Here is a 25,157-nt window from a genome sequence, read left to right as displayed (position 1 = left end):
GCTTCCGGTCGAAGGCGTAGGTCAGACACTACCTCGACGATGCTTCACGCTGTCAAAAACCTTCCGCGGCTCTTCGAGCGGCGGCGCTCAGGCGTCGAGCAGCAGCGCGGATGTCCGCGGTGTCAGGACCGAGTCGAGCACGACGCACGCCGCGCCGACCGCGCCCACGTCATCACCCACGACCGTTCCCTCGACGGCCAGCGCATGCACCGCGCGCGTGGCGCTGAGTCGCTCGAGACGCCCCGGGAGCTCCGCGAGGTACACGGGCGCGAGCCTCGACCAGAACGGCCCGCCCAGCACGACGCGATCCACATCGAGCAGGTTCGTGAGCACGGCGACCACGACCGACAGGTGTCCGGCCGCGGCCCGCAGCACGTCGATCGCCGCGGCATCCCCGGTGTCTGCCCGCGCACACAGCTCCGCGAGGCGGGTGTCGACGGCCTCGGCATCGTCGCCGTCGACCTCGTCGGTGAAGACTCCGGCGCGCTGCGCCTGCTCGACGATGGCCTGCGGCGTGCACATGACCTCGACGCATCCGCGTGAGCCGCACAGGCAGGGCGGTCCGTCGGGGTCGACGATGATGTGGCCGAGCTCGCCGAGGTTGTGGGAGCTGCCGCGGACCACGTCGCCGTCGCGTGCCACCGACGAGCCGATGCCCGTGCCGAGGTAGATGAAGACGAACGAGTCGTCGGCCGCGCCATGATGCGTCCACAGCTCACCCACGGCGGCGGCAGTCGTGTCTTTCTCGAGCGTGACCGACATGCCCACCTTCTCGGCGAGCGCGTCCTGCAGGGCGACGCGCTCCCACCCGTCGAGCTTGGGCGGGTCGACCACCATTCCGCGCGCGGCGTCGAGCGGGCCCGGCGCGGCGACACCGATGCCGGCGATGCGCGTGCGGTCGATGCCTGCGGCATCGAGCAGTGCCTCGATCGTCTCGGCCATCGCGTCGACGATCCGCTGCGGATCCTTGGCGGGTGTTCGCATCGTGCGCCGCTGGACGACTGTGCCCGCGAGATCGAGAAGCACGAAGGTCAGGAGGGAGGGGTCGAGGTGCACGCCGACCGAGTAGCGACTCTCGGCGACCAGGCGCAGTGTCACCCGGGGCTTGCCGGGACCGTTGATCGTGCGGCCCGCCTCGGCGATCAGGTCGTCGTCGAGGAGGCGCCGCGTGATGTTCGTGACCGTCTGCGCGGACAACCCCGTCGACATCGCGAGCTCGGTGCGGCTCAGGCCGGAGACCGAGCGCCTGATCGCTTCGAGGATCACGGATTGGTTGAAATCTCCCATGCGGGGGAGGTTGGTTCCGCGACGCATTGCCATCCCTCAATCCTCCCTCATCCGGGGGATGAAGATGTCCCCCAAAATACCTACATACATTGTTTGATCAACCGAGCAGACTAAACAGGACGCTTCGCGTTTCGGCTGTTCTCTCTGTCACAGGGTAGATAGACGCAGAACGGTCACCGCGGTCGGTTTTCGGGTAACTGGCCGCATGGCGAGGGGTGTGCGGCTCAGCCGCCCCCCTCGCCCACTCCCTTCCTCGGCCCCGGCCTCCTCCCCCGGTCGGAGCCGCAGGGTGTGCGCTCATACCGCGGACGGATCGCGCTGGATCTCGTGGAAGAGATCGACGTCGTCGTCGTCCCGCGAGCCCGATCGCGCCCGACCCACGACGGTGACGGCGACGCGAGGGTCGTTCGAGGACCGGATGATCAGGCGCGCGGCGTGCGAGGTGGAGACGACGACAGCCAGCTCGTCGCGGATCTCGGCGCGACGATCCTCGTCGATGCCCTCCAGCCCGCTCTCGTCGAACACCGTCACGACGACACCACGGCGGCGGGCGTCTTCGATCGCGTCCCGGACGTCGTCGTTGAGGAGGTCGGCTCCGCGCAGCTCGTCGCGCAGGCGCCCTTCAGCCAGACGCGCCTGCAGACGCTCGTCCTCGGTGAGGTCGCCCCGCGAGGCGACGACCCGCCCCAGCACGGGGCCGGCGACCGCGAGGGCGAACTGGGTGCGCACCCGTCGCTCCCGCTGGCGCACCAGCTGCGTGGCGTGCCACGCCGAGACGGCCTGCTGGATCTCGGCGAGACGCTCGGTGTCGCGGATCGCGCGATCCCAGAAGAACACCAGGAGTCGGGCGATCACCAGCCACATGATCGAGCCGACGAGGCCGAGGTTGAGCGCCACACCGATGCCGAGGTACGCCGCCGACGTCGCCACGAGCATGAGGAGCGTCCCCCAGCCGAACAGGAACCGCCGCCGGACGATGCACACCACTCCGAGGATTCCGAGCCCGCCGATGTACGAGGTGGCGTACGGAGCCGTGCGTGAGGCGTCGTCGAGTGACATCGTCACGAGCGTGGGAATGGTGGCGCTGGCGGCCACGCAGAGCCAGGCGACCCAGAGCGGCATCTGCAGGGAGGTCGCGGAGTTCCACAGGATCGCGATGTTCACCACGACCAGGAAGAGCACCGTCGCCCCGACCATCAGCAGGGGCGAGGACGGCTGCGGCACCCACCAGAGTGATCGCGCGGCGAAGTAGAGCGCGAAGCCGACGGCGAGTGAGGTGGCGACACTGCGCACTGTGCGGTTCACGAGCGCTCCCATCCGAGGGTCACGGTGGTGCCCTGGGGCCCCGAGACGATGTCGGCGGTTCCGGCGACCCCCGCCATGCGGGCGATGATCGAGGCGCGGATGCCGAGTCGGTCCTCGCCGATGCCGTCGATGTCGAAGCCCGGTCCGGTGTCGGAGATGGTCACCGCGATCCCCTCGTCGCCGTGCGCGGTGGCGCTGATGTGCAGACCTCGCCCGTGCGCGTGCGAGACCGCGTTGCCGATGGCCTGACGCGCGGCGAGCACGAGGGCACGCGCGGCGCGACCCGGGATCAGCCCGACGCCGCCGCCCTCCTCGACCAGCGCGTCAGCGCCCAGCTCGGAAAGAGCACGGCGCAGCTCCGCCACGATCTGCGTGATGCCGACGGGCTCGTCGCTGCCCTCCTGGGCGACGGCGGCCTCGGTGTTCGCCAGACGCGTCAGCGCCTCGCGCGCCATTGCCACCGCGAGCTCTCTCGCGCGCTCGCTCTCGGCCCGTTCAGCGGCGATGAGGGCGGCGAGCACGCTGTCGTGCATGAGGGCCGACATCGCGATCCGCTCTTCCTCGGCGGCGGCTGTCGCTGCGGCCGACGCGTAAGAGGCGACGGCCCGCCCGCGGGCGTCGTCGACCCCGGCGGCGACCGAGCGGAACATCCACCCGAGGGAGATGATCACGATGCCGAGGATCAGCGTGAACGAGACGTCGAACGCGGTGGTGACCCAGAACTCGGGCGTGAATCCGCCCTCCACGAGTCGCACGTATCCGTACACGAACGGCATCGCGACGGCCCAGGCGAACTGGATGCGCACGGGGAACGCCAGCATCGCCGCGACGACGCCGACGTTGACGAGGAAGAAGATCCACGGCTGGCCGCCGGCGGCCCCCGGGGACACGACGGTCGGCCACGCGGCGAGCGCCAGCAGGTACGCGATCGCGAAGGAGCCCGATGCGACACGCACCCCGCGTCCGACCAGGCAGGCGATGAGCATCGCGACCAGCGGCACGTTGACGACGACGACGACCACGATGTGCGCGACATCGGTGTGCGACATCGCCCCGAGCGCGGCGAGGAAGGCCTGAGTGCCGAACACGGCCGATCCGATCGCGACGACCGTGGCGAGGATGCGCTCCATCCGCTTGCCGGTGAAGCGCTCGAACTCGGTCTCCGCCGTGCCAGGAGACGGGATCTTGCTCCAGGCCTCCCGGATGCTCAGCGGTTCAGTGGCCACTCGGGTCCCTGTCCGTCTCGACGATCCCGTCTTCCATCGCACGGCGCAGCAGGTCGACCTTCGTGGGAGCGGGACGGCCGACCTCGACGTACTTCACCCGGATGCGGGTGATGTTCTCCTTGGCCGTGGAGTACGCGACGCCGAGTCGTTCGGCGACGGCCTTGAGGGGCAGGCCGGTGGCATACAGCCGCAGTACCTCGCGTTCGCGGGTGGACAGCTGCGCGTCGGCGAAGTCGCGATCGCCGTCGACGGCGCTGGCCCACTCGACGTTGTTGAGGGCTTCGCCTCCGGCGACCGTGCGGATCGCATCGAGCACGTCGTCGAGGGTGGAGGATTTGCTCACGACACCCGCGGCCCCCGCCGACAGGGCTTCGCGGACGGCGGCCGGCCGGTCCGCGACGCTGTGGATCACCACGTTCGCACCGTCGTTCACCAGCCGCGACACGTTCTCGGTCACCGTGGACCCGTCGCCGAGCGTGAGGTCGAGCACGACGACCTCGGCTGACTCGGTGCGCGATGCCGCGCGCCAGTCGAGATAGGCGCTCACCGAACTCCCGGAGAAGACCACGGTCTGCGAGTCGCGCGCGAACGCCGCCTCGAGACCCAGGCGTACGGACTCGTGATCATCGATGAGGGCGACCGTGCTCATCCGCCCAGCCTAGTGAGTCGGCGACGCAGAACGACGCGCCACCGACGCACGGCGTCAGCGGGTGAGCAGGGCGATGACCTCGAAGTGGTGCGAGTGCGGGAAGAGATCGAAGGCGCGCAGCGTCTTCACCTGCCAGCCGAGGCCGCGGAACGTGCCGAGGTCGCGCGCCAGAGCCACCGGGTCGCATGCGACGTACGCGATCGCCTCGGGTGAGAGTGCGTGCACCCCTTCGACGACCGTGCGGCCGGCGCCGGCGCGCGGCGGGTCGAGCACGATCGCACCAGTGCCCTGACGATCGGTGACACCGTGCAGGAACCGGTCGACGCGCGCGGTGACGGCCGAGATCTCGAGCGGCGCGAGGTTCGCCAGCGCGTGCTGGGTGGCGCGCTTGCTGGATTCGACACTGACGATCTTCTCTGCGCCGAGGTCAGCCAGGGTCGCAGCGAACAGCCCCACGCCGCCGTAGAGGTCGTAGTGCGTGGATGCCGGGTCGACGTGGCCGTCGAGCACGCCGTAGACGGCGGCGTCGAGGACCGATGCCGCACGCGGGTGCACCTGCCAGAAGCCACCCGCGTCGACCTCGAAACGACGGTCGTTCACCATCTCGTGGATGACCTCGGGCTCGGGACGACGCCCGCCGCGACCCCGCGCAGGCTTCGCGCCGTCCTCATGACGGATGATCCGCACCACGCCGTCCGCCGGCTCGACCAGATCGATCCGGCCTGCTTCGCCCCCGTTCAGGCGCCGCGCGGCGGCAGCGATCGCGGGGCGCGCGAGCGGATGACTCGAGACGGGGATCACCCGGTGGCTGCGTGCGGCGTACGGACCGACGTTGCCGGCATCGTCGACGTGCAGCGTCACGCGTGTGCGCCATCCCGTGCCGTCACCGGAATCGACCGGCTCGATCTCGGGAACCTCGAGTCCGCCGCCCGCGAAGCGGTCGAACGCCTCGGACAGCACCTGCTTCTTCAACGCGCGCTGGTGGGCGAGCTCGATGTGACCGAGATCGGCTCCGCCGGGACGCTGCGCCGGGTCGTTCGAGACGTCGGCCTCCGCCCAGATGTGCGGACGGCGGTGCTCAGACGCCTCGAGCACCTCGACGGTCTCGGCGCGCCAGAAACTGCGGGAGTCGGCTGCCTCGTCCTGAGGATCGAGGAGTCGGGCGCGCACGCGCTCGCCGGGGATGGCGTCGGAGACGAACACCACGCGCCCTTCGTGCCGGGCGACGAAGGTACCGCCGTGTGCGATTCCGGTGATGTCGAGTTCGAGCACGTCGGCAGGGGAGGAAGTCATCCTTCGAGGATACGGTGGTGCACATGCGCGTCTGCCTCGCTTCCACGTCTCCCGCCCGTCTGATGCTGCTGCGCCAGGCCGGCATCGAACCTCTGACGCTGTCGCCCGACGTCCATGAGGAGGATCTCGCGGCCGCTGCGGCCGAGGTCCGTGGCGCGGAGCTCGCGCCGGCGGAGCTCGTGCTGCTGCTCGCCCGCGCAAAGGCGGCGGACGTCGCGCATCGGCTCGCGGCCGAGGGCTCGTTCGACGGGATCGTGATCGGCGGGGACTCGATGTTCGAGCTCGATGGACGCGTCTACGGCAAGCCGTACACCGCCGAGGAAGCCACGCGGCGCTGGCACGAGATGCGCGGGGCCACCGGCATCCTCCACTCCGGCCACTCCGTCTTCCGGGTCTCCCCCGGCGCCGAGCCGGTGGAGGCGACGGCTACGGCCGAAGCGGCCGTCACCTTCGCCGACGACATCACCGACGAGGAGATCGCCGCCTACGTCGCCTCGGGCGAGCCGCTGCTCGTCGCGGGCGCCTTCACCGTCGACAGCCTCGGCGGCGCGTTCATCACCCGCGTCGACGGCGACCCGTCCACGGTGGTGGGCATGTCGCTGTCGACCGTGCGGCGCCTGGCGACCGAGCTCGGCGTGACGTGGACCTCACTGTGGACCCCGAAACTCGACGCCTGAGTCGTAGGACCCCCTCCACGTTTCCGCGTCTTTCTTGTGGAGAGTCGTCAAGGGGATCGGAATCCTTCTCGCTAGGCTGACAGTCATGCCTGCTATCGCCAAGGTGCTCATCGCCAACCGCGGCGAGATCGCCGTCCGCATCATCCGCGCCGCTCGGGATTCGGGGATCGCCTCGGTCGCCGTGTACGCCGACCAGGATCGCGACGCCCTCCACACCCGGCTCGCCGACGAGGCCTACGCGCTCAGCGGGTCCACGAGCGCCGAGACCTACCTGCAGATCGAGAAGATCCTCTCCATCGCCCGTCGTGCCGGCGCCGACGCCGTGCACCCCGGCTACGGCTTCCTCGCCGAGAACGCCGAGTTCGCCCGCGCGGTCATCGACGCCGGGATGACCTGGATCGGCCCCTCACCCGAAGCGATCGAGGCCCTCGGCGACAAGGTGACCGCGCGTCACGTCGCCGAGAAGGTGGGCGCGCCGCTTGCTCCCGGAACGCCCGGCCCGGTCGAGACGGCCGACGAGGTCATCGCGTTCGCGCAGGAGTTCGGACTCCCCATCGCCATCAAGGCCGCATACGGCGGCGGCGGACGCGGCCTGAAGGTCGCCCGCGAGCTCGACGAGGTCGCCGAGATGTTCGAATCCGCCACGCGTGAGGCCGTGGCCGCGTTCGGCCGTGGCGAGTGCTTCGTCGAGAAGTACCTCGACAAGCCCCGCCACGTCGAGACCCAGTGCCTCGCCGACGCGGCCGGCAACGTCGTGGTGATCTCGACGCGCGACTGCTCGCTGCAGCGCCGTCACCAGAAGCTGGTGGAAGAGGCCCCCGCGCCCTTCCTCACCGACGAGCAGAACGACCTGCTGTACTCGGCCTCGAAGGCGATCCTGAAAGAGGTCGGCTACGTGGGTGCCGGCACCTGCGAGTTCCTGATCGGCGCCGACGGCACCGTGTCGTTCCTCGAGGTCAACACCCGCCTGCAGGTCGAGCACCCCGTCTCCGAAGAGGTCACCGGCATCGACCTGGTGCGCGAGCAGTTCCGCATCGCGGCCGGCGGCACCATCGACTACGACGACCCGACGCCGCAGGGCCACTCCTTCGAGTTCCGCATCAACGGCGAGGACCCCGGTCGGGGCTTCCTGCCGCAGCCGGGCCCGGTGCACGTGTTCAAGACCTTCGGCGGTCCCGGCATCCGTCTCGACTCCGGCGTGACTGCGGGCGACACGGTCTCGGGCGCCTTCGACTCACTGCTGGCGAAGATCATCGTCACGGGCAAGAACCGCGAAGAGGCGCTCGAGCGCTCGCGTCGGGCGCTCGACGAGTTCGAGGTCGCGGGCCTGCCCACCGTGCTCCCCTTCCACCGCAAGGTCGTGCGCGACCCGGCGTTCACCGCGGAGGGCGGCCGCTTCGGCATCTTCACCCGCTGGATCGAGACCGAGTTCGACAACGACATCCCCGCCTGGGACGGCGAGCTGGACTCCTCCCCCGCCACCGGCGGTCGGCACACGGTCGTCGTCGAGGTCGGCGGCAAGCGCCTCGAGGTGAGCCTGCCCGATCGGGTCGCCGTCGCCGCCGGCACCGCGGGTCGTCCGGCCGCCGTGCCGCCGTCACGGCGCAGCCACGCCACCACCGCGAACGCGGGAGCTGCGGGCGACGCGGTGAAGTCCCCCATGCAGGCCACCGTGGTCAAGGTCGCCGTCGAGGAGGGGCAGCAGGTCGTCAAGGGCGACCTGGTCGTCGTCCTCGAGGCGATGAAGATGGAGCAGCCACTGCAGGCCCACAAGGACGGCGTCGTGGGTGCCATCAACGCCGAGGCCGGGAGCACCGTCTCGGCCGGGCACCAGCTGCTCACCATCAGCTGACCCTCCGACATACGCGAACGGCGCCCCACCGAGGTGGGGCGCCGTTCGCGATTGCTCAGGAGATGTTGAACAGGTGCATCGCCCGGCTCGCGTCGGTGATGCTGCTCGACAGCGAGGGGTACGCCGCGAACACGCGCGACACCTGGTCGACGGTCAGTCGTCGTTCCACGGCCACCGCGAGCGGGTAGATCAGCTCCGAGGCCTTCGGCGCCACGATCACACCGCCGATCACGGTGCCCGACCCCTTGCGGGCGATGATCTTGACGAACCCGTCCTTGATGCCCATCATCTTGGCGCGGGGGTTGGCGGCCAGCGGCAGCTTGTAGACCAGTCCGTCGGCGACGCCGTCCTCGACATCCTTCTGCGAGTAGCCGACCGTGGCGATCTCAGGGGCGGTGAAGATGTTCGACGTGATCTTGATCAGGTCGAGCGGGATCACGATGTCGCCGAGCGCGTGGAAGACCGCGGTGCGGCCCTGCATCGAGGCGACGGATGCCAGCGGGAAGAAGTTCGTGCAGTCGCCGACCGCGTAGACGTTGGGCACCGAGGTGCGGGCGACCTTGTTGACCCGCACGTGACCGGAGTCGTCGAGCTCGACCCCCGCTTCCTCGAGGCCGATGCCGGCGGTGTTGGGGATCGAGCCGACCGCCATCAGGCAGTGGCTGCCCTCGACCGTGCGGCCGTCGGAGAGCGTGACGACCACCCCGTCCTTCGTCGCGGTGACCTGGTCGGCACGAGCCTTGGAGAGGACCTCCATGCCGCCGCGCTTGAACACCTTCTCGAGCACGCTCGCGGCATCCTGGTCTTCACCGGGGAGCACCTGCTCGCGGCTGGAGACGAGAGTGACCTTGGCGCCGAGGTTCATGTACGCCGAGGCGAACTCCGCCCCGGTCACCCCCGAGCCGACCACGATGAGGTGCTCGGGCAGCGCCTTCATGTCGTAGAGCTGGGTCCACGTGAGGATGCGCTTGCCGTCGGGCTTGGCGGTGTCGAGCTCGCGCGGCGACGCACCCACGGCGACGATGATGGTGTCGGCCTCGACGCGGTCGAAGTCCGTGCCGCCCTGTCCGGTCGACACGACGATGGCGTTGGGCCCCTCGAGACGGCCGTGCGCGGAGAGGATGCGCACCCCGGCATCCATCAGGGTGGAGCGCATGTCCTCGGACTGCTGACCGGCCAGTGCCACCAGCCGCTTGTTGACGGCGGCGAGGTTGATGGCGATCTCGGGCTTCAGCGGCTTGCCGTTCTCGCCCTTGGCGTAGAACTGCACGCCGAGGTCGCTCGCCTCGGAGATCGCGACCGCGGCATCGGCCGTCGCGATCAGGCTCTTGGAGGGTACGACGTCGGTGAGCACGGCTGATCCGCCCACTCCGACGCGTTCGACGAGGGTGACCTCCGCTCCCAGCTGGGCGGCGGCCAGGGCCGCCTCGTAACCGCCGGGACCGCCGCCGAGGACGGCGACGCGCTGAGTGCGCTCGAAAGTGGTGGAAGACATGGAAACCATTGTCTCGCAATCCTGGCACCGGAGCCTGCACCTTCCTAGAGTGGATCCATGCCCGAGACACTCACGAACCCCCTCGACGACCCATCCGCGAACCCGTTCGAGGTTGCCACCCAGGCCGCCGCCGACATCGCGCGCCTGACCGGAGTCGAGAATCACGACATCGCCCTCACCCTCGGCAGCGGCTGGGGCAAGGCGGCCGACATCATCGGCGAGACCATCGCGACGATCCCCGCGACCGAGGTCACCGGCTTCTCGAAGCCCGCGCTCGAAGGGCACAGCGGCACGCTGCGCAGCATCCGCACGCCCGACGGCAAGAACGTGCTCGTGATCGGCGCACGCACCCACTACTACGAGTCGCACGGCGTGCGCCGTGTCGTGCACAGCGTGCGCACCGCCGCCGCGACCGGCGCCCGCATCATGGTGCTCACCAACGGCGCCGGCGGCATCCGCGAAACCTGGACCCCCGGCCAGCCGGTGCTGATCAGCGACCACATCAACCTCACGGCCGACTCGCCGCTCGAAGGGGCGACGTTCATCGACCTCACCGACCTGTATTCGCGGCGCCTGCGCGACATCGCCCGCAGCGTGGACTCGAGCCTCGACGAGGGTGTCTACACGCAGTTCCGCGGCCCGCACTACGAGACACCGGCCGAGGTGCAGATGGCCAAGCACATCGGCGGGCACATCGTGGGCATGTCGACCGCGCTCGAGGCGATCGCGGCCCGCGAGGCGGGGATGGAGATCCTCGGGTTCTCGCTGATCACGAACCTCGCCGCCGGCATCCAGAAGACACCGCTCAGCCACACCGAGGTGATCGAGGCGGGCCGAGAGGCCGAGCCCGTGATCTCGGCGCTGCTCGCCCGCGTGGTCGAGGCGCTGTGAACGACGAGCTGCTCGCGCAGGCGCGCGCCTGGATGCGCCAGGACCCCGACCATCAGACCCGCGACGAACTCGCCGCCCTCATCACCCGCGCAGCCGGTGACGACCCCGCAGCGATCGCCGACATCGCGGACCGCTTCCGGTCTCGCCTGGCGTTCGGCACGGCCGGGCTGCGGGGCGAGCTGGGTGCCGGCAGCAACCGGATGAACCGTGTGCTGGTCGCCCAGGCCGCGGCTGGTTTCGCCGCGTATCTGCGCGAGCGCTCGGGGGACGCGACGCCGACGGTCGTGATCGGGTACGACGGACGCCGCAACTCGCGCGTGTTCGCGACCGATTCCGCCGAGATCTTCGCCGGCGCCGGGCTGCGGGCGATCCTGCTCCCCCGCCTGCTTCCCACGCCGGTGCTCGCGTTCGCGGTCCGCCACCTGGGTGCGGATGCCGGAGTGATGGTCACGGCGAGCCACAACCCGCCCAACGACAACGGGTACAAGGTCTATCTCGGCGGCGCCGACCTGGGGTCACAGATCGTCGCCCCGGCCGATGCCGAGATCGCGGCGCACATCGCGCGGGTGGCGGCGGCGGGCGACGTGGGCGCTCTGGCCCGCTCCACGACCTATGAGACCGCCGGAGACGACGTCGTCGAGGCGTATGTCGCGGCCACCGCGGCGGTCGCCCCCGCGCCGGCCTCCGCCGCCGACCTGCGCTGGGTCTACACGGCGATGCACGGCGTCGGATGGGAGACGCTCTCGCGCATCCTGGCTTCTGCCGGCTATCCGCAGCCCGCCGTGGTCGACCAGCAGCTCCGACCCGACCCCACCTTCCGCACGGTGTCGTTCCCGAACCCGGAGGAGCCCGGCGCCATGGACCTGGCCGTCGCGCGCGCCCGTCGCGCGCGCGCCGACTTCATCCTCGCGAACGACCCGGACGCCGACCGACTCGCGGTCGCGGTACCCGATGATTCCGCCTCTGACGGGTGGCGCCGACTGACCGGCAACGAGGTCGGACTGCTGCTGGGTGCACGAGCGGCGAGGGCGGCCGCAGGGACTCCCGGCGCCTCGCTGGCGTGCTCGCTCGTCTCGTCGCCGGGCCTCGGTGCCGTCGCGGCCCACCACGGACTCGACTTCCACGAGACACTCACCGGGTTCAAGTGGATCTCGCGTGCGCCGGGAATCGTGTTCGGATTCGAGGAGGCGCTGGGCTACCTCGTGAACCCCGAGACGGTCCGCGACAAGGACGGCATCTCGGCCGCCGTCGCGATCCTGGGTCTCGCCGCCGAGGCGCGGGAGCGCGGCGCGACGCTGTCGACCCTGCTCACGGAGCTCGGCGACACCTACGGTCACTTCGCCAGCGGCCAGGTGTCGGTGCGCGTCGAAGACCTCACCATCATCGGGACCGTGATGTCGTCGCTGCGCGCGACGCCGCCTACGCGCATCGGTGAACACGAGGTCTCCTCCGCCGAAGACCTCCTCCACGCGCCGGAAGGCCAGCCCTCGGGCGACGTGCTGCGGTATCGCCTGTCCGACGGATCGCGCGTGATCGTGCGACCGAGCGGCACGGAGCCGAAGCTCAAGGTCTACATCGACGCGAAGGGCGACGACGCGGCGCACGCGCAGACGGCGGTCGCCGCGCTCGAGGCTGGAGTGCGGGCACTGCTGGACGAGCGGTCGTAGCAGGACTGGCTCCGCGCGGGTGCTGGCCCCGGCCCGCCCCGCGCGGATAGCATCGGGAACATGCTCCGCCGCCACGTGATCATCAGCGCGCACAACGGCGTGCACGCCCGTCCGGTGGCCGAACTCGTGCGGGTGGTGCAGGCGCACGGCCGCACCGTCACCCTGCGCACCGCGGGAGGCACGTCGGTCGATCTCGGCAGCGTGCTCGCCGTGATGGACCTCGGGCTCGAGCGCGGCGATGCCGTCGAACTCGAGACCGCCGACGCCGCGGGCGCCGTCTCGGTGCTCGACGCTCTGGCCCGGGTGCTCGACCCGCGCAGCTGAACGCTCAGCCGTCGATGACCGAGACGAGCTCGTCGAGGAAGGCCTCGAAGCTCGATGAGCGGCGCACGATCCGCTGCACGCTCTCGCGCTCGCTGAAGACCTCCACGAGCTGCTCGAAGACAGTCTGGAACGCGGCCCGGTCGCTCTCGCTGAAGGCGGCGAGCGCCACGACCTGCACGCGCCCGTCGCCCCATGCGGCAGACCCGTCGGCGACACCGATGGCGATCGCGGTGCGACTGGCCGTCATCTGCAGTGCGTGCGGCACGGCGAGGGCGTCGGTGAATGCAGTCGACGACATCTGCTCCCGGGCGATGGTGTTCTCGATGTAGTCCTCGCCGATGAGCCCTGCGCGCACCAGGCGCTCTCCGAGCAGTCGGATGATCGCCTCCTCTCCCGCGTCGGGCAGCGGAGCGATGAACGCGTCGGCGTGGAAGTAGCGCGCCAGCTCGCCGCGCAGGCGGGTCAGCCGGCGCGCGCGGCGCAGCCGCCCGGCCGCCGACTGCACGCGGTCGACATCGGCGTCTGTGAGGAACGGCTGGATGCGCACGAAGCGGTCGCCCGCAGCACCGGGTTCGATCGTGCTCAGCACGAGGTCGGTGTCGAACGAGCTCCAGTCGGGGTCGACGTTCGTGACGACGCTGGTGACCTCGATCGCCGAACCGAGCGAGCGGTCGACACTCGAGCGCAGCAGCTCGTGCAGCTCGTAGTAGCCGGGGCAAACGATCGTGGCGGTGAGGATCGACTCGGCCTTGCGGCTGCGCTCCAGCCGCCCTCCGACGTGCATCGCGATGTAGGCGATCTCGTCGTCGTGGATGGGCGCGCCCAGACGATCATGCAGGCCGCTCGCGATCGACACCGCGACCTCGAAGATCATCGGGTACGAGGTCTTGAGCGACCGCGTGAGCGGGTTGCGGGTGAGCCCGCTCTCCTCGGCGCGGCGCAGCAGGTTCTGCACGTGCAGGGCCAGACGCAGGATGAACGTCTCGTCGTCGAGGTCGACCTGGTAGTCCTCGGCCGCGCGCCGCACCTCGGCTCGCACGGCGGCGTCGACCGCGGGATCGACGCTGCTGCGGGCGACGTCGCCCCGCGCATCCTCACCCGGGGCGACGATGCGGGTGAGAACGAGCGACGCCAGGTGTCCGCTGTCGCCGTCGCCGAGAGTCACGGCGAAGTGCTCGGCGGCGAGACGGGCGATCACGGCGCCCACGCGCGGGATCTCGGCTCGCGCGCCCGCGGGTCCGGACTCGAGCGCGTGCCCTGATGCCACGCGGTCCGCCGCGATCGCGATGTGCAGCAGCACGTCGGAGATCGCGAGCTCGTTGACGAAGTAGCCGAGCGCCCCGAGCTCGCGCACCAGCGCGGACTTGAACGGCGCGACGGCGTGCGGGGCGACGGCGCTGCCCGAGAGCGCGCGGCGGAACGTCTCGGGGTGGAACGACGCGGCATCCATCTCGTCATGCGCGAGACGACTGAGGAGTCGTCGCTGGGCCGCCTCGTTGCCCCGCAGCCGCACGACCTCGCGATCGCGTTCGAGCGTCAGATCGGTGCCGTCGAGCAGTCCGCGCACACGCGCGAGGTCGGCCTCCAGCGTCGCCTCGCTGACGTGCAGTTGCGTCGCCGTCTCGAACACGTCGATCCCGTCGGGGAGATCGAGCAGCGTGCGCACCAGCCCGTGCAGCCGGTCTCGCGGCGCCGACTCTCCCGACTGCCGTGTGCGCAGTGCGTCGCGGGCGCCGGCTCCGGCGCGGTACCCGGCGGGCCCGGACTCGACGGCATCCGCAGAGGCGGTGCGGGCGTTGAGTGCGGCGACGTAGCTGCGGATGCTGCGCGGGGTGACGCCCAGCACGTCGGCGAGGGTGCCCGCGGTCGCCCATCCGCGCTGGCGCAGCAGGTGCGACAGCAGCTGGTCCTGGCGCTGACGCGACATGATCCTCCTGCTTTCCCCCGTGCTGACTGCACCGTCTCGACGTGTCTCCATGATGTCAGGAACCGGAGGGGTGCGCGCGGAAGCCGAGGTTCCGCGGGGGCGGAAAGGAACCTGGTGGTGACGGGGACCGATGTTTCACAGACTGTTAGCAGGAAGGTGGGAAAGATCGATGAGGATCCTCGTGGTGTGCGGTGCCGGCGCGTCCAGCACCTTCGTCGCCCAGCGACTGCGTCGTGCCGCTACCGACGCGGGTCTCTCGTGGGACGCCTTCGCCGGAACGGAGACGTCTGTCATCGACGGCGACCACGACCTCGTCCTCCTCGGACCGCATCTCGCCGACCGCCTCACCGCGATCCGCAGTCGCGTGAACGCGCCGGTCGCCCTCCTCCCCGACGACGTCTTCGCCGATCGGGACGGCCTGCGCACGCTCGCGCTCGCCCGCACTCTTCTCACCGACGTCCGCACCACGGAAGGAACACCATGACCGCCACTCGCACCGTCCGCATCGGCTCATCCCACGGGCTGCACGCTCGCCCCGCGAAGCTGTTCGCGCAAGCGGCGAAGGAGTCCGGCATCCCGGTGACCATCGCGAAGGACTCCGGCAAGGCGGTCAACGCCGCCAGCATCCTCGGTGTCATCGCCCTCGCGATCGAGCACGGCGACTACGTGACCCTCACGGCTGAGGGCGACAACGCCGAGACGGTGCTCGACACGCTGACCGAGCTGCTCACCACCGACCACGACCAGGACTCCGCCGGATGAGCACCCTTCGTGGAGTCGGGATCGGCCTCGGCGTGGCGCAGGGCCCTGTCGTGCGCATGACCGAGGCGATGCCCGCGCCCGAGCAGACGCCCAGCACACGCGGCGCCGACGAGGAGCGCACCCGGGTGCGCGATGCCGTCGCCCACGTCGCACGGGAGCTGAACGACCGCGGTGCCGCGGCCGGCGGTTCGGCGCAGGAGGTACTCGAGGCGCAGGCGATGATCGCCGAGGACCCGACGCTCCAGGACGAGGTCGATGCCCGTCTCGACACCGGTGCCACGGCGGAATGGGCCGTGCACGACGCCTTCGCGGGCTTCCGCGCCACGCTCGAAGCTGTCGGCGGCTACCTCGGCGAGCGCGCCGCCGACCTCGACGACATCGCTCAGCGCGTGCTCGCGCGGCTCCGCGGCGTCGAGGCGCCGGGCGTCCCGAACCCGGGGCATCCGTTCGTCCTGGTCGCTCGCGACCTCGCCCCCGCCGACACCGCACTCCTCGACCTCGACCAGGTGCTCGCGCTGATCACCGTCGACGGCGGTCCGACCTCGCACACCGCCATCCTGGCGCGCGAGAAGGGCATCGTCGCGATCGTGGGCGCCGTCGAGGCGAAGTCACTCGAGACCGGGCGGTCGGTGATCGTGGATGCCGCCGCCGGTGTCGTGACGATCGATCCGAGCGACGACGAGAAGGAGCGCGCCGCACAGCGCTCGGCCGCTCGACAGGCCGCGGATTCCGCACCTCCCACCCCGGGCGCTCTGGCCGACGGCACGCCGATCCCGCTGCTGGCGAACCTCGGCAAGCCGTCGGACGCGGCCGACGCCGTCGAGCGCGGAGCGGAGGGCGTGGGGCTCTTCCGCACCGAGTTCCTGTTCCTCTCGGCGCAGCGGGCTCCGACGGTCGAGCAGCAGCGCGAGTCGTATCGCGAGCTCCTCGCCGCGTTCCCGGGGCAGAAGGTCGTCGTCCGCATGCTGGATGCCGGTGCCGACAAGCCGCTCGCGTTCCTGAACGACGCGCACGAGGAGAACCCCGCGCTGGGTCTTCGCGGACTCCGTGCGCTGCGCGCCAGCGAGGACATCCTGCGGGAGCAGCTCACGGCTCTCGCCGAGGCGGATGCCGCCACCGACGCCGACCTGTGGGTCATGGCGCCGATGGTGACCACCGTCGAGGAGACCGCCTACTTCACCACGCTCGCTCGCGAGTACGGGCTGAAGACCGCCGGTGTCATGGTCGAGGTGCCCGCGAGCGCGCTGCTCGCGGACCGGGTGCTCGCGCACGCCGACTTCGCCTCGATCGGCACCAACGACCTCACGCAGTACACGATGGCCGCCGACCGGATGCTCGGTTCGGTGGCCGGATTCCAGGACCCGTGGCACCCGGCGGTCCTCCGCCTGGTGCGCGAGGTCGGGGACGCCGGTGCTCGCGCCGGCAAACCCGTCGGCATCTGCGGCGAGGCGGCGGCCGACCCGCTGCTCGCCGTGGTCCTGGTCGGTCTGGGAGCGACGAGCCTCTCCATGGCTCCCGCGGCCCTGTCCGATGTCCGACTCGCGCTCTCCGAGCGCACCCTCGACGAGTCCCGACTCCTCGCCGAGGCCGCACTGGCGACGGACGACGCCGCCAGTGCACGTCACGCTGCGGCGGAGGCCGCGGCATCCCTCCCCCTTCACCAGAAAGAGACGACATCATGACGACGACGTCACCGGCCGCGCAGAAGACGCGCGGCCTCCGAACGGGCGTGCAGAGGTTCGGCACGTTCCTGTCCGGAATGATCATGCCCAACATCGCGGCCTTCATCGCGTGGGGCTTCATCACCATGCTCTTCATCCCCGCCGGATTCTTCGGGGTCGACAGTCCGTTCGGCTGGCACTGGTATCCGGTCGCCGAGATCATCGGCGGCGGAGGCGACTCGGCCGTGATCGGCTGGCAGGGCGCGATGACGGCCCTGTCCGAGGGCGATGGCGGCAACTTCGCCGGCTACGTCGGACTCGTCGGCCCGATGGTCACCTACCTGCTGCCCCTGCTGATCGCCAACACCGCAGGCCGCATGGTCTACGGCGAGCGCGGCGGCGTCGTCGCGACGATCGCCACCATGGGTGTCATCGTCGGCACGAACATCCCGATGTTCCTCGGCGCCATGATCATGGGCCCGCTCGCGGCCTGGATCACCAAGCAGATGGACCGCCTGTGGGAGGGCAAGATCCGCCCCGGCTTCGAGATGCTCGTGAACAACTTCTCGGCCGGCATCCTCGGCATGCTCCTCGCCATCCTCGGCTTCTTCGCCTTCGGCCCCGTGATGCTCGGCATCAGCGCCGTGCTCGGTGCGGCAGTCGACTGGCTCGTGTCGCTGAGCCTGCTGCCGCTGGTGTCGATCATCGTCGAGCCGGCCAAGGTGCTGTTCCTGAACAACGCCATCAACCACGGCGTCTTCACGCCGCTGGGCATCGAGCAGGCGGCCGAGACCGGCAAGTCGATCCTCTTCCTCATCGAGGCGAACCCCGGCCCCGGCCTCGGTCTGCTGCTGGCGTTCACGTTCTTCGGGGTCGGTGCCGCCAAGGCGTCCGCTCCGGGAGCCGCGATCATCCAGTTCTTCGGTGGCATCCACGAGATCTACTTCCCGTATGCACTCAGCAAGCCGACCACGATCCTCGCGCTGATCGCGGGTGGCGCGGCCGGTGTCACCACCAACATGATCCTCGGCGGCGGACTCGCGTTCCCCGCCGCTCCCGGCAGCATCATCGCCGTGACCGCAGCCGCGGTCGGCGGCGGCGTCGGCAACCTGCTGGTGGTCTACCTCTCGGTGGTCATCGCCGCCGTGGTCACCTTCCTGATCACCGGTGTCATCCTGCGGGCCTCGCGCAAGCGCGACCTCGAGGCCGAGGGCGACAGCTTCGGCGCCGCCATCGCGCAGACCGAGGCGAACAAGGGCAAGTCGTCCGCCGCGATGGACGCCCTGCGCGCCTCGTCGGGCTCGGCAGCCGCCGGCACCGGCGCTGTGGCGACCGACCGTCGCATCTCGAACGTCGTGTTCGCCTGCGACGCCGGCATGGGCTCCTCGGCGATGGGCGCCAGCGTCCTGCGCAACAAGTTCAAGAAGGCCGGGGTGGAGGGCGTCACCGTCACCAACCAGGCCATCGCGAACCTCGACGGCACGGCCGATCTCGTGATCACGCAGCAGCAGCTGACGGACCGCGCGCAGGCCCAGTCGCCGAACTCGATCCACGTGTCGGTGGACAACTTCATGAACTCCCCGAAGTATGAAGAGGTCGTCGAGATGGTGCGCGAGCAGCGCGCCACCGACGTATGACCAGCATCGACGCGTGACAGACCCGGTGGGGCGGATGCCACGGCGTCCGCCCCACCGCCACCACTCCTGAAAGGAAAAACCATGAGCGTTCTCTCTCTCGACCAGGTCCGCATCCACTCCGGCAGCGTCACCCAGGAGGCGGCCCTGCAGGAGGCCACCGACATCCTCGTCACCGCCGGCGCGGTCACCCCCGCCTACGTCGACGCGATGCGTCAGCGAGAGGAGACCGTCTCGACCTTCATGGGCAACGGGCTCGCGATCCCGCACGGTACCAACGAGACGAAGGACGCCATCCTCGGCTCGGCCCTGTCGGTCGTCCGCTACGACGGCGGTGTCGACTGGGCAGGTGAGCAGGCCACGTTCGTGATCGGCATCGCCGGTCGCGGTGACGAGCACCTCGAGATCCTCTCGCAGATCGCGATCCTGTTCTCGGATGACGACGACGTCGCGAAGCTCAACGCCGCGCAGACTCCCGACGAGCTGTACGCGCTGCTCTCCGCGGTGAACGACTGATGGGCGACGAACGAGCGATGAAGGCCGTCCACTTCGGCGCGGGGAACATCGGACGCGGGTTCGTCGGGTTGCTGCTGCACGAGGGCGGCTACGAGGTCGTGTTCTCCGACGTAGCCGACGCCCTGGTCGACGCGATCAACGCCACAGACTCCTACACCGTGCACGAGGCCGGTCCCGGCGGCGTGGACCACGTGGTGACCGGGTTCCGCGCGGTGAACAGCCGCACCGACCCCGACGTCCTCACGCAGGAGATCGCGACGGCCGACGTGGTCACGACCGCGGTGGGCCCGACCGTGCTGCGTTTCGTCGCACCCGCGATCGTCGCCGGTCTGGCCGCGCGCGCTCCCGAGGCTGCGCCGCTGCAGGTCATCGCCTGCGAGAACGCGATCGGGGCGACCGACCTGCTCCGCGACGAGATCGAGAAGGCGGCGGCAGCGGATGCCGCATCGCTGCTCTCGCGCGCGGTGTTCGCGAACACGGCCGTGGACCGCATCGTGCCCGCACAGGCGCCGGGTGCCGGTGTCGACGTCACGGTCGAGCCGTACTTCGAGTGGGCGATCGAATCCGGCCCGTTCGGCGGCGCACTGCCGAACATCCCGGGCGCGCACTTCGTCGACACGCTGGGCCCGTTCATCGAGCGCAAGCTCTTCACCGTGAACACCGGGCATGCGGCGGCTGCCTACTTCGGCGCGCAGCGGGGCATCGAGCGGATCTCCGACGCTCTGGCCGACGACGAGGTCTCGGCCCGCGTCACCGCGGCGCTCGAAGAGACGTCGGCCGTGCTGGTCGCCGCGCACGGACTCGACCCCGACGATCTGGCGCAGTACCGGACCACGATCCTCGAACGCTTCCGCAATCCGCAGCTGGTCGACACCGTGCAGCGGGTCGGACGCCAGCCGCTGCGCAAGATCTCACGCAACGAGCGCTTCGTCGGACCGGCCGCGATGGCCGCGGAGCACGGTCTCTCATCGACCGCCCTGGTCGCCGCGGTCGCCGCCGCGCTGGACTTCGACGACGCCGACGACGAGCAGTCCGTCGAGATGCAGCAGCAGCTGCGCTCCGAAGACGCGAATGCCTTCACCACGCGTGCCACGGGGCTCGATCCCGAGCACCCACTGTTCGCGGCCGTCCGCGATGCCGTGCAGGAGCGTCAGGACGCCATCGCAGTCTCGTGAGGGTGCTTGTGACAGCCCGGTGACGGTCCGGTGAGCACGTAGCCTGGAACCATGCAGAACAAGCGTGGCCGGCGAGTCCTCCGGTGGATCCTCGGCGGTGTGGCGCTGGTGCTCGTGCTCGGTGTCGGCGGCATCCTCATCTGGAGCCAGGTGGGAGTCATGCCGGCCGAGCGCGCACCGCTCGCGAGCGTGCAGGACAACCCCGCGATCACCGTCGACGACGCCGCACAGGGCATCGTGCTCTCGCCGGCGGCCGGTGAGTCCGACACGGGGCTGGTGTTCGTGCCCGGCGCGAAGGTCGACCCGTGGGCGTACGCGGCGATCCTGCAGGGCCTCGCCGAGGACGGCGTCACCGTGGTCATCACCCGGCCGTGGCTGAACCTCGCCTTCTTCGACCCGCGCGGCCTCGACGACTTCACCTCGGCCGCACCCGAGATCGACACGTGGGCGGTCGGCGGTCACTCCCTCGGCGGCGTCCGCGCGTGCCAGCTCGCCGCCGACGCGGAGGCCCTGGTGCTGTTCGGCTCGTACTGCGCAAGCGACGTCTCGGACACCGACCTGGCGGTGCTGAGCCTCGCGGGTTCCGAGGACGGCCTCTCGACCCCGGAAAAGATCGCTGCGGCTCGTGACCTGCTGCCGGCCGACGCACAGCTCGTCGAGATCGAGGGCGCGTCACACGCCTCGTTCGGCGACTACGGGCCCCAGTCGGGCGACGGCACCCCGAGCCTCACGAGCGACGAGATGCACGAGATCGTCACCGGATACCTCGACGACTTCGTGTCACAGAGTCTCAGCGGACGCTGACCCCTTCGCCCCGCGGAGCGCGCTCAGCCGATGCGCTTGATGAGCGCGTCGAGACCCATGCCGTAATCGATGCGCACCACGGGCAGGTCGAGCTTGTCGGTGCCGATCCCGACTGTTCCGGGCTCGATGCTCCGCGCCATCTCGAAGCCCGCCTGCTGAACGCCCTGCTTCGCCGTGTCGTTGTAGTGCCCGAACGGATACGCGATCACTTCGCGCGCACCGAGCACATCGCCGGAGGTGTTCAGGTCGGCCGCGATCTCGTCGGCGGTCAGGTTCGTGATCAGTCCCTTGCCGTTCGCGCCGGCCTTGTGCATGTCGTGCGTGTGCGAGCGGCGGAGCACGTACGGCGACGGAGCGGGATCCTGGCGATAGGCGGTGATCATGAACGACGTCGTGAGCACCTTGTACTTGTCGACGACCGGAACGGCCAGATCGAACCAGCTCTGATCCGCGTCGTCGTCCGTCACGATCACCGACCGGGCGGGCAGGAACAGACGTCCGTCGATGAAGGCGCTCAGCTCATCCCAGGTCGGCAGGTAGAAGCCGGTGGTGGCGATGTGGTTCATCTGGGCGTCGAAGTCGCCGATGTACGCGTAGTTCCCGCGCAGCCAGCCGCTCTCCCCGTCGGGGTTCGCCGTGAACTGGTGGTACATCAGGATCGGGATCTGCGCCGCCTCGGCGACGTTCTCCTCGGGCGTCTTCCAGGCGCCGACGAGCTCGATCTGCTGGTCGGTGCACACCACCGGGTCGGCGCCGTTGACACGCGCGGCGGGTGTCACGGCGGCGGCGTCGGCCGCGGTCGGGTACCAGCCGGCAAAGACGAAGCCTTCGCGGCTCGGGATGGGCAGGCCCTGATAGAGCGCCCCCTGATGCTGCAGCATCGGCTCCAGCGCGATGCCGTCGCCCGAGAACGACGCTGCACACGCCGCCGGATCACCCGAATCCGCCACCAGCTGCTCGGCCGGTGACAGCGGATGCCCGATGGCCGTCGCCTGCGCGCGCGGCACCGGCTCCGGCGGCGTCCTGTTCAGCCACACGGCGGCGCCGGTTCCGACGCCCCCCGCGATGACGACAGCCGTGATGATCGTTGCGATGACGCCCCCGCGTCGCCTCCGCCTGGCAGTCACGATCAGGCTTCGAAGCCCTCGGCGATCATCTCGACGAGTTCTTCACGCTCCTCGACCGGCAGGAAGGCGGCTGAAGCCGCGTTGAACTGGAACGCCTCGAGGTCGTCGAGGTCGTACTCGAACGCCTCGACGAGCAGCGCCAGCTCCCGCGTCAGCGAGGTGCCGCTCATCGTGCGGTTGTCGACGTTGACCGTCACGGCGAAGCCGAGCTGGTACAGCAGGTCGAAGGGGTGGTCGACGAGCGTCTTTCCCCATGCGGCGACAGCGCCGGTCTGCAGGTTCGACGACGGCGAGAGCTCCAGCGGGATCTCTCGATCACGCACCCATCGGGCCAGGTCGCCGAACTGCACCTGCACCTCGTCGCCCTCTTCCGTGACGACCTGCAGGTCCTCGGCGATCCGCACACCGTGGCCGAGTCGCAGTGCGCGTCCGTCGATGAGCGCGGAGCGGATCGAGTCCAGCCCTGCCGCCTCTCCGGCGTGCACGGTGACCGGGAAGAAGTTGTCGGCGAGGTAGTCGAAGGCGTCGCGCGACTGGGAAGCCGGGAAGCCGTCCTCGGGGCCGGCGGTGTCGAAGCCGACGGCTCCGCGACCGCGGAACGACACCGCGAGCTCGGCGATCTCCCGGGCGCGGCCGGTCTGGCGCATGGCGGTGATCAGCTGACCCACGCGGATGCTCTTGCCTGCGCGATCCGCGGCCTCCTCGCCCTCCTCGATGCCCTGCTGCACCGCTTCGACGGTCTGCTCGAGCGTCAGCCCGCCCGTCAGGTGCTGCTCGGGCGCCCAGCGCATCTCGCCGTAGATCACACCGTCGGCGGCGAGATCCTCGACGAACTCGCGGGCGCCGCGGGTGAGGGCGGCAGCGGTCTGCATCACCGAGATCGTCACGTCGAAGCTCTTCAGGTACTCGACCAGCGAACCCGCGTCGCTCTGCGAGCGGAACCACGCGGCGAGCGCCGTCGGGTCCGAGGCGGGGAGCGCGATGCCGGCCGCGTCCGCGAGCTCGATGACCGTCGCGGGGCGCAGACCGCCGTCGAGATGATCGTGCAACGACACCTTCGGCAGGCTGCGCAGTGACGCGCCCTGGATCGTGACGTCGCCGTCGGGCTCGATCGACATGGTGGTCCTCTCAGAGTGGTGCAGGGAGGCCGCCGAACGGCCAGACCCAGCCTATGCCGTGATCCGCTCCCGCACGATCGGGCCACGCGCCGGAGCCTCGGCGCCGAGCTCCCAGGCACCCTCCAGCGCCTCGAGAGCGCGCGGGAAGCGCGCCTCATCGGCGGCCGAAAGCGTGAACAGCGGCTGACCTGCGACCACCCGGTCACCGGGCTTGGCATGCAGGTCGATCCCGGCTTCGAAGACGACGGGGTCCTGCGCCCGGGCGCGACCGGCACCGAGCCGCCAGGCGGCGATCCCGAAGGGCAGGGCGTCCATGCGGGCGAGCACGCCGTCTGCGGTCGCCGTGACGACGTGCGTCTCGCGCGCGGTCGGCAGCGGCGCGTCGGGGTCTCCGTCCTGGGCGCGGATCATGGCCTTCCAGCCGTCCATCGCGCGGCCGTCGTCGAGCGCGCGCTCCACGTCGGCGTCGGGCTGACCGGCCAGTGCGAGCATCTCCTTCGCGAGCGCGATCGTGAGTTCGCGCACATCGGCGGGGCCACCGCCGGCGAGGATCTCCACTGACTCGCGCACCTCGTTGGCATTGCCGATCGCGAGCCCGAGCGGCACATTCATGTCGGTCAGCAGCGCCGTCGTCGCCACACCCGAGTCCGTTCCGAGCGCGACCATGGTGCGGGCGAGCTCGCGCGCACGGTCGATGTCCTGCATGAACGCACCGGAGCCGAACTTCACGTCGAGTACGAGGGCGTCCGTGCCCTCGGCGATCTTCTTCGACATGATGCTCGAGGCGATCAGCGGGATCGCCTCCACCGTGCCGGTCACGTCACGCAGCGCGTAGAGCTTCTTGTCGGCGGGGGCGAGACCCGAACCCGCGGCGCAGATGACCGCGCCGACGTCGCCCTGCATCTGCGCGAAGATCTCGTCGTTCGACAGCGCGGCGCGCCACCCGGGAATCGACTCGAGCTTGTCGAGCGTGCCGCCGGTGTGACCGAGCCCCCGACCGCTGAGCTGCGGGACCGCCACGCCGAAGACGGCGACGAGCGGCGCCAGCGGCAGGGTGATCTTGTCGCCCACCCCACCGGTGGAGTGCTTGTCGACGGTCTTCTTGCCGAGGGAGGCGAAGCTCATCCGCTCCCCCGATGCGATCATCGCGTCGGTCAACACGCGGATCTCATCGCGCTCCATGCCGCGCTGGAAGATCGCCATCGCGAACGAGGCCATCTGAGCGTCCGAGACGTAGCCGCGGGTGTAGGCGTCGACCATCCACCGCAACGCGGGCTCGGCGACGACGCCGCCGTCGCGCTTGCTGCGGATGACGTCCACCGCGTCGAAAGGCTCGATGGTCATCTCAATACTCCTCTGGTGCCTGAGCCTGACGAAGGGCGCGCGGCCCGAACGCGTCGGGCAGAACCTCGTCGATCGTGCGGATGCCGGAGACGGTCTCCAGCAGCATGCCGGGCATCGCGTGCTCGAACAGCAGCTGCCGGCAGCGGCCGCACGGCATGATCGTCTGGCCGTCGTTGTTCACGCACACGAAGGCGACGAGCTGTCCGCCGCCCGACATGTGCAGGTCGCCGACGAGCGCGCACTCGGCGCACAGGGTGACGCCGTACGACGCGTTCTCGACGTTGCAGCCCGCGACGATGCGTCCGTCGGCGACCAGGGCAGCCGCACCCACGCGGTAGCGCGAGTAGGGGGCGTACGCCTTGGTCATGGCATCGGTGGCGACCTGACGAAGCTCGTCCCAGTCGATGTCTGTCATTCGATTCG

At 70.2% G+C, this 25,157-nt stretch carries 23 protein-coding genes; 12 read left to right on the top strand and 11 right to left on the bottom strand.

The annotated features are described in order from the left end of the window. Positions 1-87: 87 nt before the first annotated feature. The 5 genes from AC2D10_RS18025 to AC2D10_RS18005 form a co-directional block, all read right to left on the bottom strand. Positions 88-1,320 (bottom strand): ROK family transcriptional regulator, encoded by a 1,233-nt coding sequence (locus AC2D10_RS18025; protein WP_484709587.1) that lies wholly within the window; start codon positions 1,318-1,320, stop codon positions 88-90. A gap of 264 nt (positions 1,321-1,584) precedes the next feature. Further along, positions 1,585-2,592: a hypothetical protein gene (locus AC2D10_RS18020; protein WP_484709584.1), complete on the bottom strand. Its 1,008-nt coding sequence runs from the start codon at positions 2,590-2,592 to the stop codon at positions 1,585-1,587. Next, positions 2,589-3,818, bottom strand: a complete 1,230-nt coding sequence (locus tag AC2D10_RS18015; RefSeq protein ID WP_484711880.1) for a sensor histidine kinase — start codon at positions 3,816-3,818, stop codon at positions 2,589-2,591. Before AC2D10_RS18015 ends, AC2D10_RS18020 begins: the two co-directional genes overlap by 4 nt. Continuing rightward, positions 3,808-4,467 (bottom strand): response regulator, encoded by a 660-nt coding sequence (locus AC2D10_RS18010; protein ID WP_484709583.1) that lies wholly within the window; start codon positions 4,465-4,467, stop codon positions 3,808-3,810. Before AC2D10_RS18010 ends, AC2D10_RS18015 begins: the two co-directional genes overlap by 11 nt. Positions 4,468-4,521: 54 nt before the next feature. Continuing rightward, positions 4,522-5,760, bottom strand: coding sequence for a class I SAM-dependent RNA methyltransferase (locus AC2D10_RS18005; protein ID WP_484709582.1), 1,239 nt, complete (start codon positions 5,758-5,760; stop codon positions 4,522-4,524). Between the two features lie 23 nt (positions 5,761-5,783). Here AC2D10_RS18005 and AC2D10_RS18000 point away from each other — a divergent pair, with 23 nt between their 5' ends. After that, positions 5,784-6,437, top strand: coding sequence for a Maf family protein (locus AC2D10_RS18000; RefSeq protein WP_484709581.1), 654 nt, complete (start codon positions 5,784-5,786; stop codon positions 6,435-6,437). Positions 6,438-6,522: 85 nt separating this feature from the next. After that, positions 6,523-8,289, top strand: coding sequence for an acetyl/propionyl/methylcrotonyl-CoA carboxylase subunit alpha (locus AC2D10_RS17995; protein WP_484709579.1), 1,767 nt, complete (start codon positions 6,523-6,525; stop codon positions 8,287-8,289). Between the two features lie 55 nt (positions 8,290-8,344). Here the strand turns inward: AC2D10_RS17995 and AC2D10_RS17990 are convergent, their stop codons facing one another. Next, positions 8,345-9,793, bottom strand: a complete 1,449-nt coding sequence (locus AC2D10_RS17990) for an NAD(P)H-quinone dehydrogenase (RefSeq protein WP_484709577.1) — start codon at positions 9,791-9,793, stop codon at positions 8,345-8,347. 48 nt (positions 9,794-9,841) lie between these two features. Here AC2D10_RS17990 and AC2D10_RS17985 point away from each other — a divergent pair, with 48 nt between their 5' ends. From AC2D10_RS17985 to AC2D10_RS17975, 3 genes are read left to right on the top strand one after another with little or no spacing between them, the layout of a single operon-like run. Beyond that, positions 9,842-10,675 carry a purine-nucleoside phosphorylase gene (locus AC2D10_RS17985; protein ID WP_484709574.1) on the top strand — a complete coding sequence of 278 codons (834 nt, stop codon included), beginning with the start codon at positions 9,842-9,844 and terminating at the stop codon, positions 10,673-10,675. Further along, positions 10,672-12,342: a phospho-sugar mutase gene (locus tag AC2D10_RS17980; protein ID WP_484709572.1), complete on the top strand. Its 1,671-nt coding sequence runs from the start codon at positions 10,672-10,674 to the stop codon at positions 12,340-12,342. The genes AC2D10_RS17985 and AC2D10_RS17980 overlap by 4 nt, the downstream gene beginning before the upstream one ends. A 60-nt stretch (positions 12,343-12,402) precedes the next feature. Further along, a complete protein-coding gene (locus AC2D10_RS17975) occupies positions 12,403-12,666 on the top strand; it encodes an HPr family phosphocarrier protein (protein ID WP_484709571.1) in 264 nt (87 codons plus the stop codon). Between the two features lie 4 nt (positions 12,667-12,670). Here the strand turns inward: AC2D10_RS17975 and AC2D10_RS17970 are convergent, their stop codons facing one another. Next, on the bottom strand, positions 12,671-14,593 hold the full coding sequence (locus tag AC2D10_RS17970; RefSeq protein ID WP_484709570.1) for a BglG family transcription antiterminator: 1,923 nt from the start codon (positions 14,591-14,593) through the stop codon (positions 12,671-12,673). Positions 14,594-14,762: 169 nt separating this feature from the next. Between AC2D10_RS17970 and AC2D10_RS17965 the strand changes: the two genes are divergently transcribed. From AC2D10_RS17965 to AC2D10_RS17935, 7 genes are all read left to right on the top strand, one after another. After that, positions 14,763-15,077 carry a PTS sugar transporter subunit IIB gene (locus tag AC2D10_RS17965; RefSeq protein WP_484709569.1) on the top strand — a complete coding sequence of 105 codons (315 nt, stop codon included), beginning with the start codon at positions 14,763-14,765 and terminating at the stop codon, positions 15,075-15,077. Then, entirely contained in the window at positions 15,074-15,355 is a 282-nt protein-coding gene (locus AC2D10_RS17960; RefSeq protein ID WP_484709568.1) for an HPr family phosphocarrier protein, read from the top strand. Before AC2D10_RS17965 ends, AC2D10_RS17960 begins: the two co-directional genes overlap by 4 nt. Further along, entirely contained in the window at positions 15,352-17,037 is a 1,686-nt protein-coding gene (ptsP, locus tag AC2D10_RS17955; RefSeq protein ID WP_484709567.1) for a phosphoenolpyruvate--protein phosphotransferase, read from the top strand. The genes AC2D10_RS17960 and ptsP overlap by 4 nt, the downstream gene beginning before the upstream one ends. Then, the gene (locus AC2D10_RS17950; RefSeq protein ID WP_484709566.1) at positions 17,034-18,653 is read left to right on the top strand and encodes a PTS mannitol transporter subunit IIBC; all 1,620 of its coding nucleotides are present in this window, start codon (positions 17,034-17,036) and stop codon (positions 18,651-18,653) included. The genes ptsP and AC2D10_RS17950 overlap by 4 nt, the downstream gene beginning before the upstream one ends. Before the next feature lie 81 nt (positions 18,654-18,734). Beyond that, positions 18,735-19,166: a PTS mannitol transporter subunit IIA gene (locus tag AC2D10_RS17945; RefSeq protein ID WP_484709565.1), complete on the top strand. Its 432-nt coding sequence runs from the start codon at positions 18,735-18,737 to the stop codon at positions 19,164-19,166. A gap of 17 nt (positions 19,167-19,183) precedes the next feature. After that, positions 19,184-20,341 (top strand): mannitol-1-phosphate 5-dehydrogenase, encoded by a 1,158-nt coding sequence (locus tag AC2D10_RS17940; RefSeq protein ID WP_484711876.1) that lies wholly within the window; start codon positions 19,184-19,186, stop codon positions 20,339-20,341. Positions 20,342-20,392: 51 nt separating this feature from the next. Continuing rightward, positions 20,393-21,145: an alpha/beta hydrolase gene (locus tag AC2D10_RS17935; RefSeq protein ID WP_484709563.1), complete on the top strand. Its 753-nt coding sequence runs from the start codon at positions 20,393-20,395 to the stop codon at positions 21,143-21,145. A 23-nt stretch (positions 21,146-21,168) separates the two neighbouring features. On the opposite strand, the gene AC2D10_RS17930 is transcribed toward AC2D10_RS17935, so the two are convergent. From AC2D10_RS17930 to AC2D10_RS17915, 4 genes are read right to left on the bottom strand one after another with little or no spacing between them, the layout of a single operon-like run. Further along, positions 21,169-22,272, bottom strand: a complete 1,104-nt coding sequence (locus AC2D10_RS17930; protein ID WP_484709562.1) for a polysaccharide deacetylase family protein — start codon at positions 22,270-22,272, stop codon at positions 21,169-21,171. 2 nt (positions 22,273-22,274) lie between these two features. Continuing rightward, the gene (locus AC2D10_RS17925) at positions 22,275-23,390 is read right to left on the bottom strand and encodes an adenosine deaminase (RefSeq protein ID WP_484709560.1); all 1,116 of its coding nucleotides are present in this window, start codon (positions 23,388-23,390) and stop codon (positions 22,275-22,277) included. Between the two features lie 51 nt (positions 23,391-23,441). Beyond that, positions 23,442-24,734 (bottom strand): thymidine phosphorylase, encoded by a 1,293-nt coding sequence (locus tag AC2D10_RS17920; protein ID WP_484709559.1) that lies wholly within the window; start codon positions 24,732-24,734, stop codon positions 23,442-23,444. Position 24,735: 1 nt separating this feature from the next. Next, the gene (locus tag AC2D10_RS17915; RefSeq protein WP_484709558.1) at positions 24,736-25,149 is read right to left on the bottom strand and encodes a cytidine deaminase; all 414 of its coding nucleotides are present in this window, start codon (positions 25,147-25,149) and stop codon (positions 24,736-24,738) included. Positions 25,150-25,157 lie beyond the last annotated feature (8 nt).

The organism is Microbacterium sp. PI-SA-G, assembly GCF_057215335.1.
The sequence above is the reverse complement of the archived record's forward strand: the minus strand, read 5'-3'. Positions and strand labels throughout refer to the sequence as shown.

Excerpts from the sequence above, each read along its gene's own strand:
- AC2D10_RS17945 (WP_484709565.1), top strand. The coding sequence starts at position 18,735 with ATGAGCGTTCTCTCTCTCGACCAGGTCCGCATCCACTCCGGCAGCGTC.
- AC2D10_RS17950 (WP_484709566.1), top strand. The coding sequence starts at position 17,034 with ATGACGACGACGTCACCGGCCGCGCAGAAGACGCGCGGCCTCCGAACG.
- AC2D10_RS17925 (WP_484709560.1), bottom strand. The coding sequence starts at position 23,390 with ATGTCGATCGAGCCCGACGGCGACGTCACGATCCAGGGCGCGTCACTG.
- AC2D10_RS18025 (WP_484709587.1), bottom strand. The coding sequence starts at position 1,320 with ATGGCAATGCGTCGCGGAACCAACCTCCCCCGCATGGGAGATTTCAAC.
- AC2D10_RS17990 (WP_484709577.1), bottom strand. The coding sequence starts at position 9,793 with ATGGTTTCCATGTCTTCCACCACTTTCGAGCGCACTCAGCGCGTCGCC.
- AC2D10_RS17960 (WP_484709568.1), top strand. The coding sequence starts at position 15,074 with ATGACCGCCACTCGCACCGTCCGCATCGGCTCATCCCACGGGCTGCAC.
- AC2D10_RS17920 (WP_484709559.1), bottom strand. The coding sequence starts at position 24,734 with ATGACCATCGAGCCTTTCGACGCGGTGGACGTCATCCGCAGCAAGCGC.
- AC2D10_RS17935 (WP_484709563.1), top strand. The coding sequence starts at position 20,393 with ATGCAGAACAAGCGTGGCCGGCGAGTCCTCCGGTGGATCCTCGGCGGT.
- AC2D10_RS17975 (WP_484709571.1), top strand. The coding sequence starts at position 12,403 with ATGCTCCGCCGCCACGTGATCATCAGCGCGCACAACGGCGTGCACGCC.
- AC2D10_RS17915 (WP_484709558.1), bottom strand. The coding sequence starts at position 25,149 with ATGACAGACATCGACTGGGACGAGCTTCGTCAGGTCGCCACCGATGCC.
- AC2D10_RS17940 (WP_484711876.1), top strand. The coding sequence starts at position 19,184 with ATGAAGGCCGTCCACTTCGGCGCGGGGAACATCGGACGCGGGTTCGTC.
- AC2D10_RS18000 (WP_484709581.1), top strand. The coding sequence starts at position 5,784 with ATGCGCGTCTGCCTCGCTTCCACGTCTCCCGCCCGTCTGATGCTGCTG.
- ptsP (WP_484709567.1), top strand. The coding sequence starts at position 15,352 with ATGAGCACCCTTCGTGGAGTCGGGATCGGCCTCGGCGTGGCGCAGGGC.
- AC2D10_RS17965 (WP_484709569.1), top strand. The coding sequence starts at position 14,763 with ATGAGGATCCTCGTGGTGTGCGGTGCCGGCGCGTCCAGCACCTTCGTC.
- AC2D10_RS18005 (WP_484709582.1), bottom strand. The coding sequence starts at position 5,760 with ATGACTTCCTCCCCTGCCGACGTGCTCGAACTCGACATCACCGGAATC.
- AC2D10_RS17985 (WP_484709574.1), top strand. The coding sequence starts at position 9,842 with ATGCCCGAGACACTCACGAACCCCCTCGACGACCCATCCGCGAACCCG.
- AC2D10_RS17995 (WP_484709579.1), top strand. The coding sequence starts at position 6,523 with ATGCCTGCTATCGCCAAGGTGCTCATCGCCAACCGCGGCGAGATCGCC.
- AC2D10_RS17970 (WP_484709570.1), bottom strand. The coding sequence starts at position 14,593 with ATGTCGCGTCAGCGCCAGGACCAGCTGCTGTCGCACCTGCTGCGCCAG.
- AC2D10_RS18010 (WP_484709583.1), bottom strand. The coding sequence starts at position 4,467 with ATGAGCACGGTCGCCCTCATCGATGATCACGAGTCCGTACGCCTGGGT.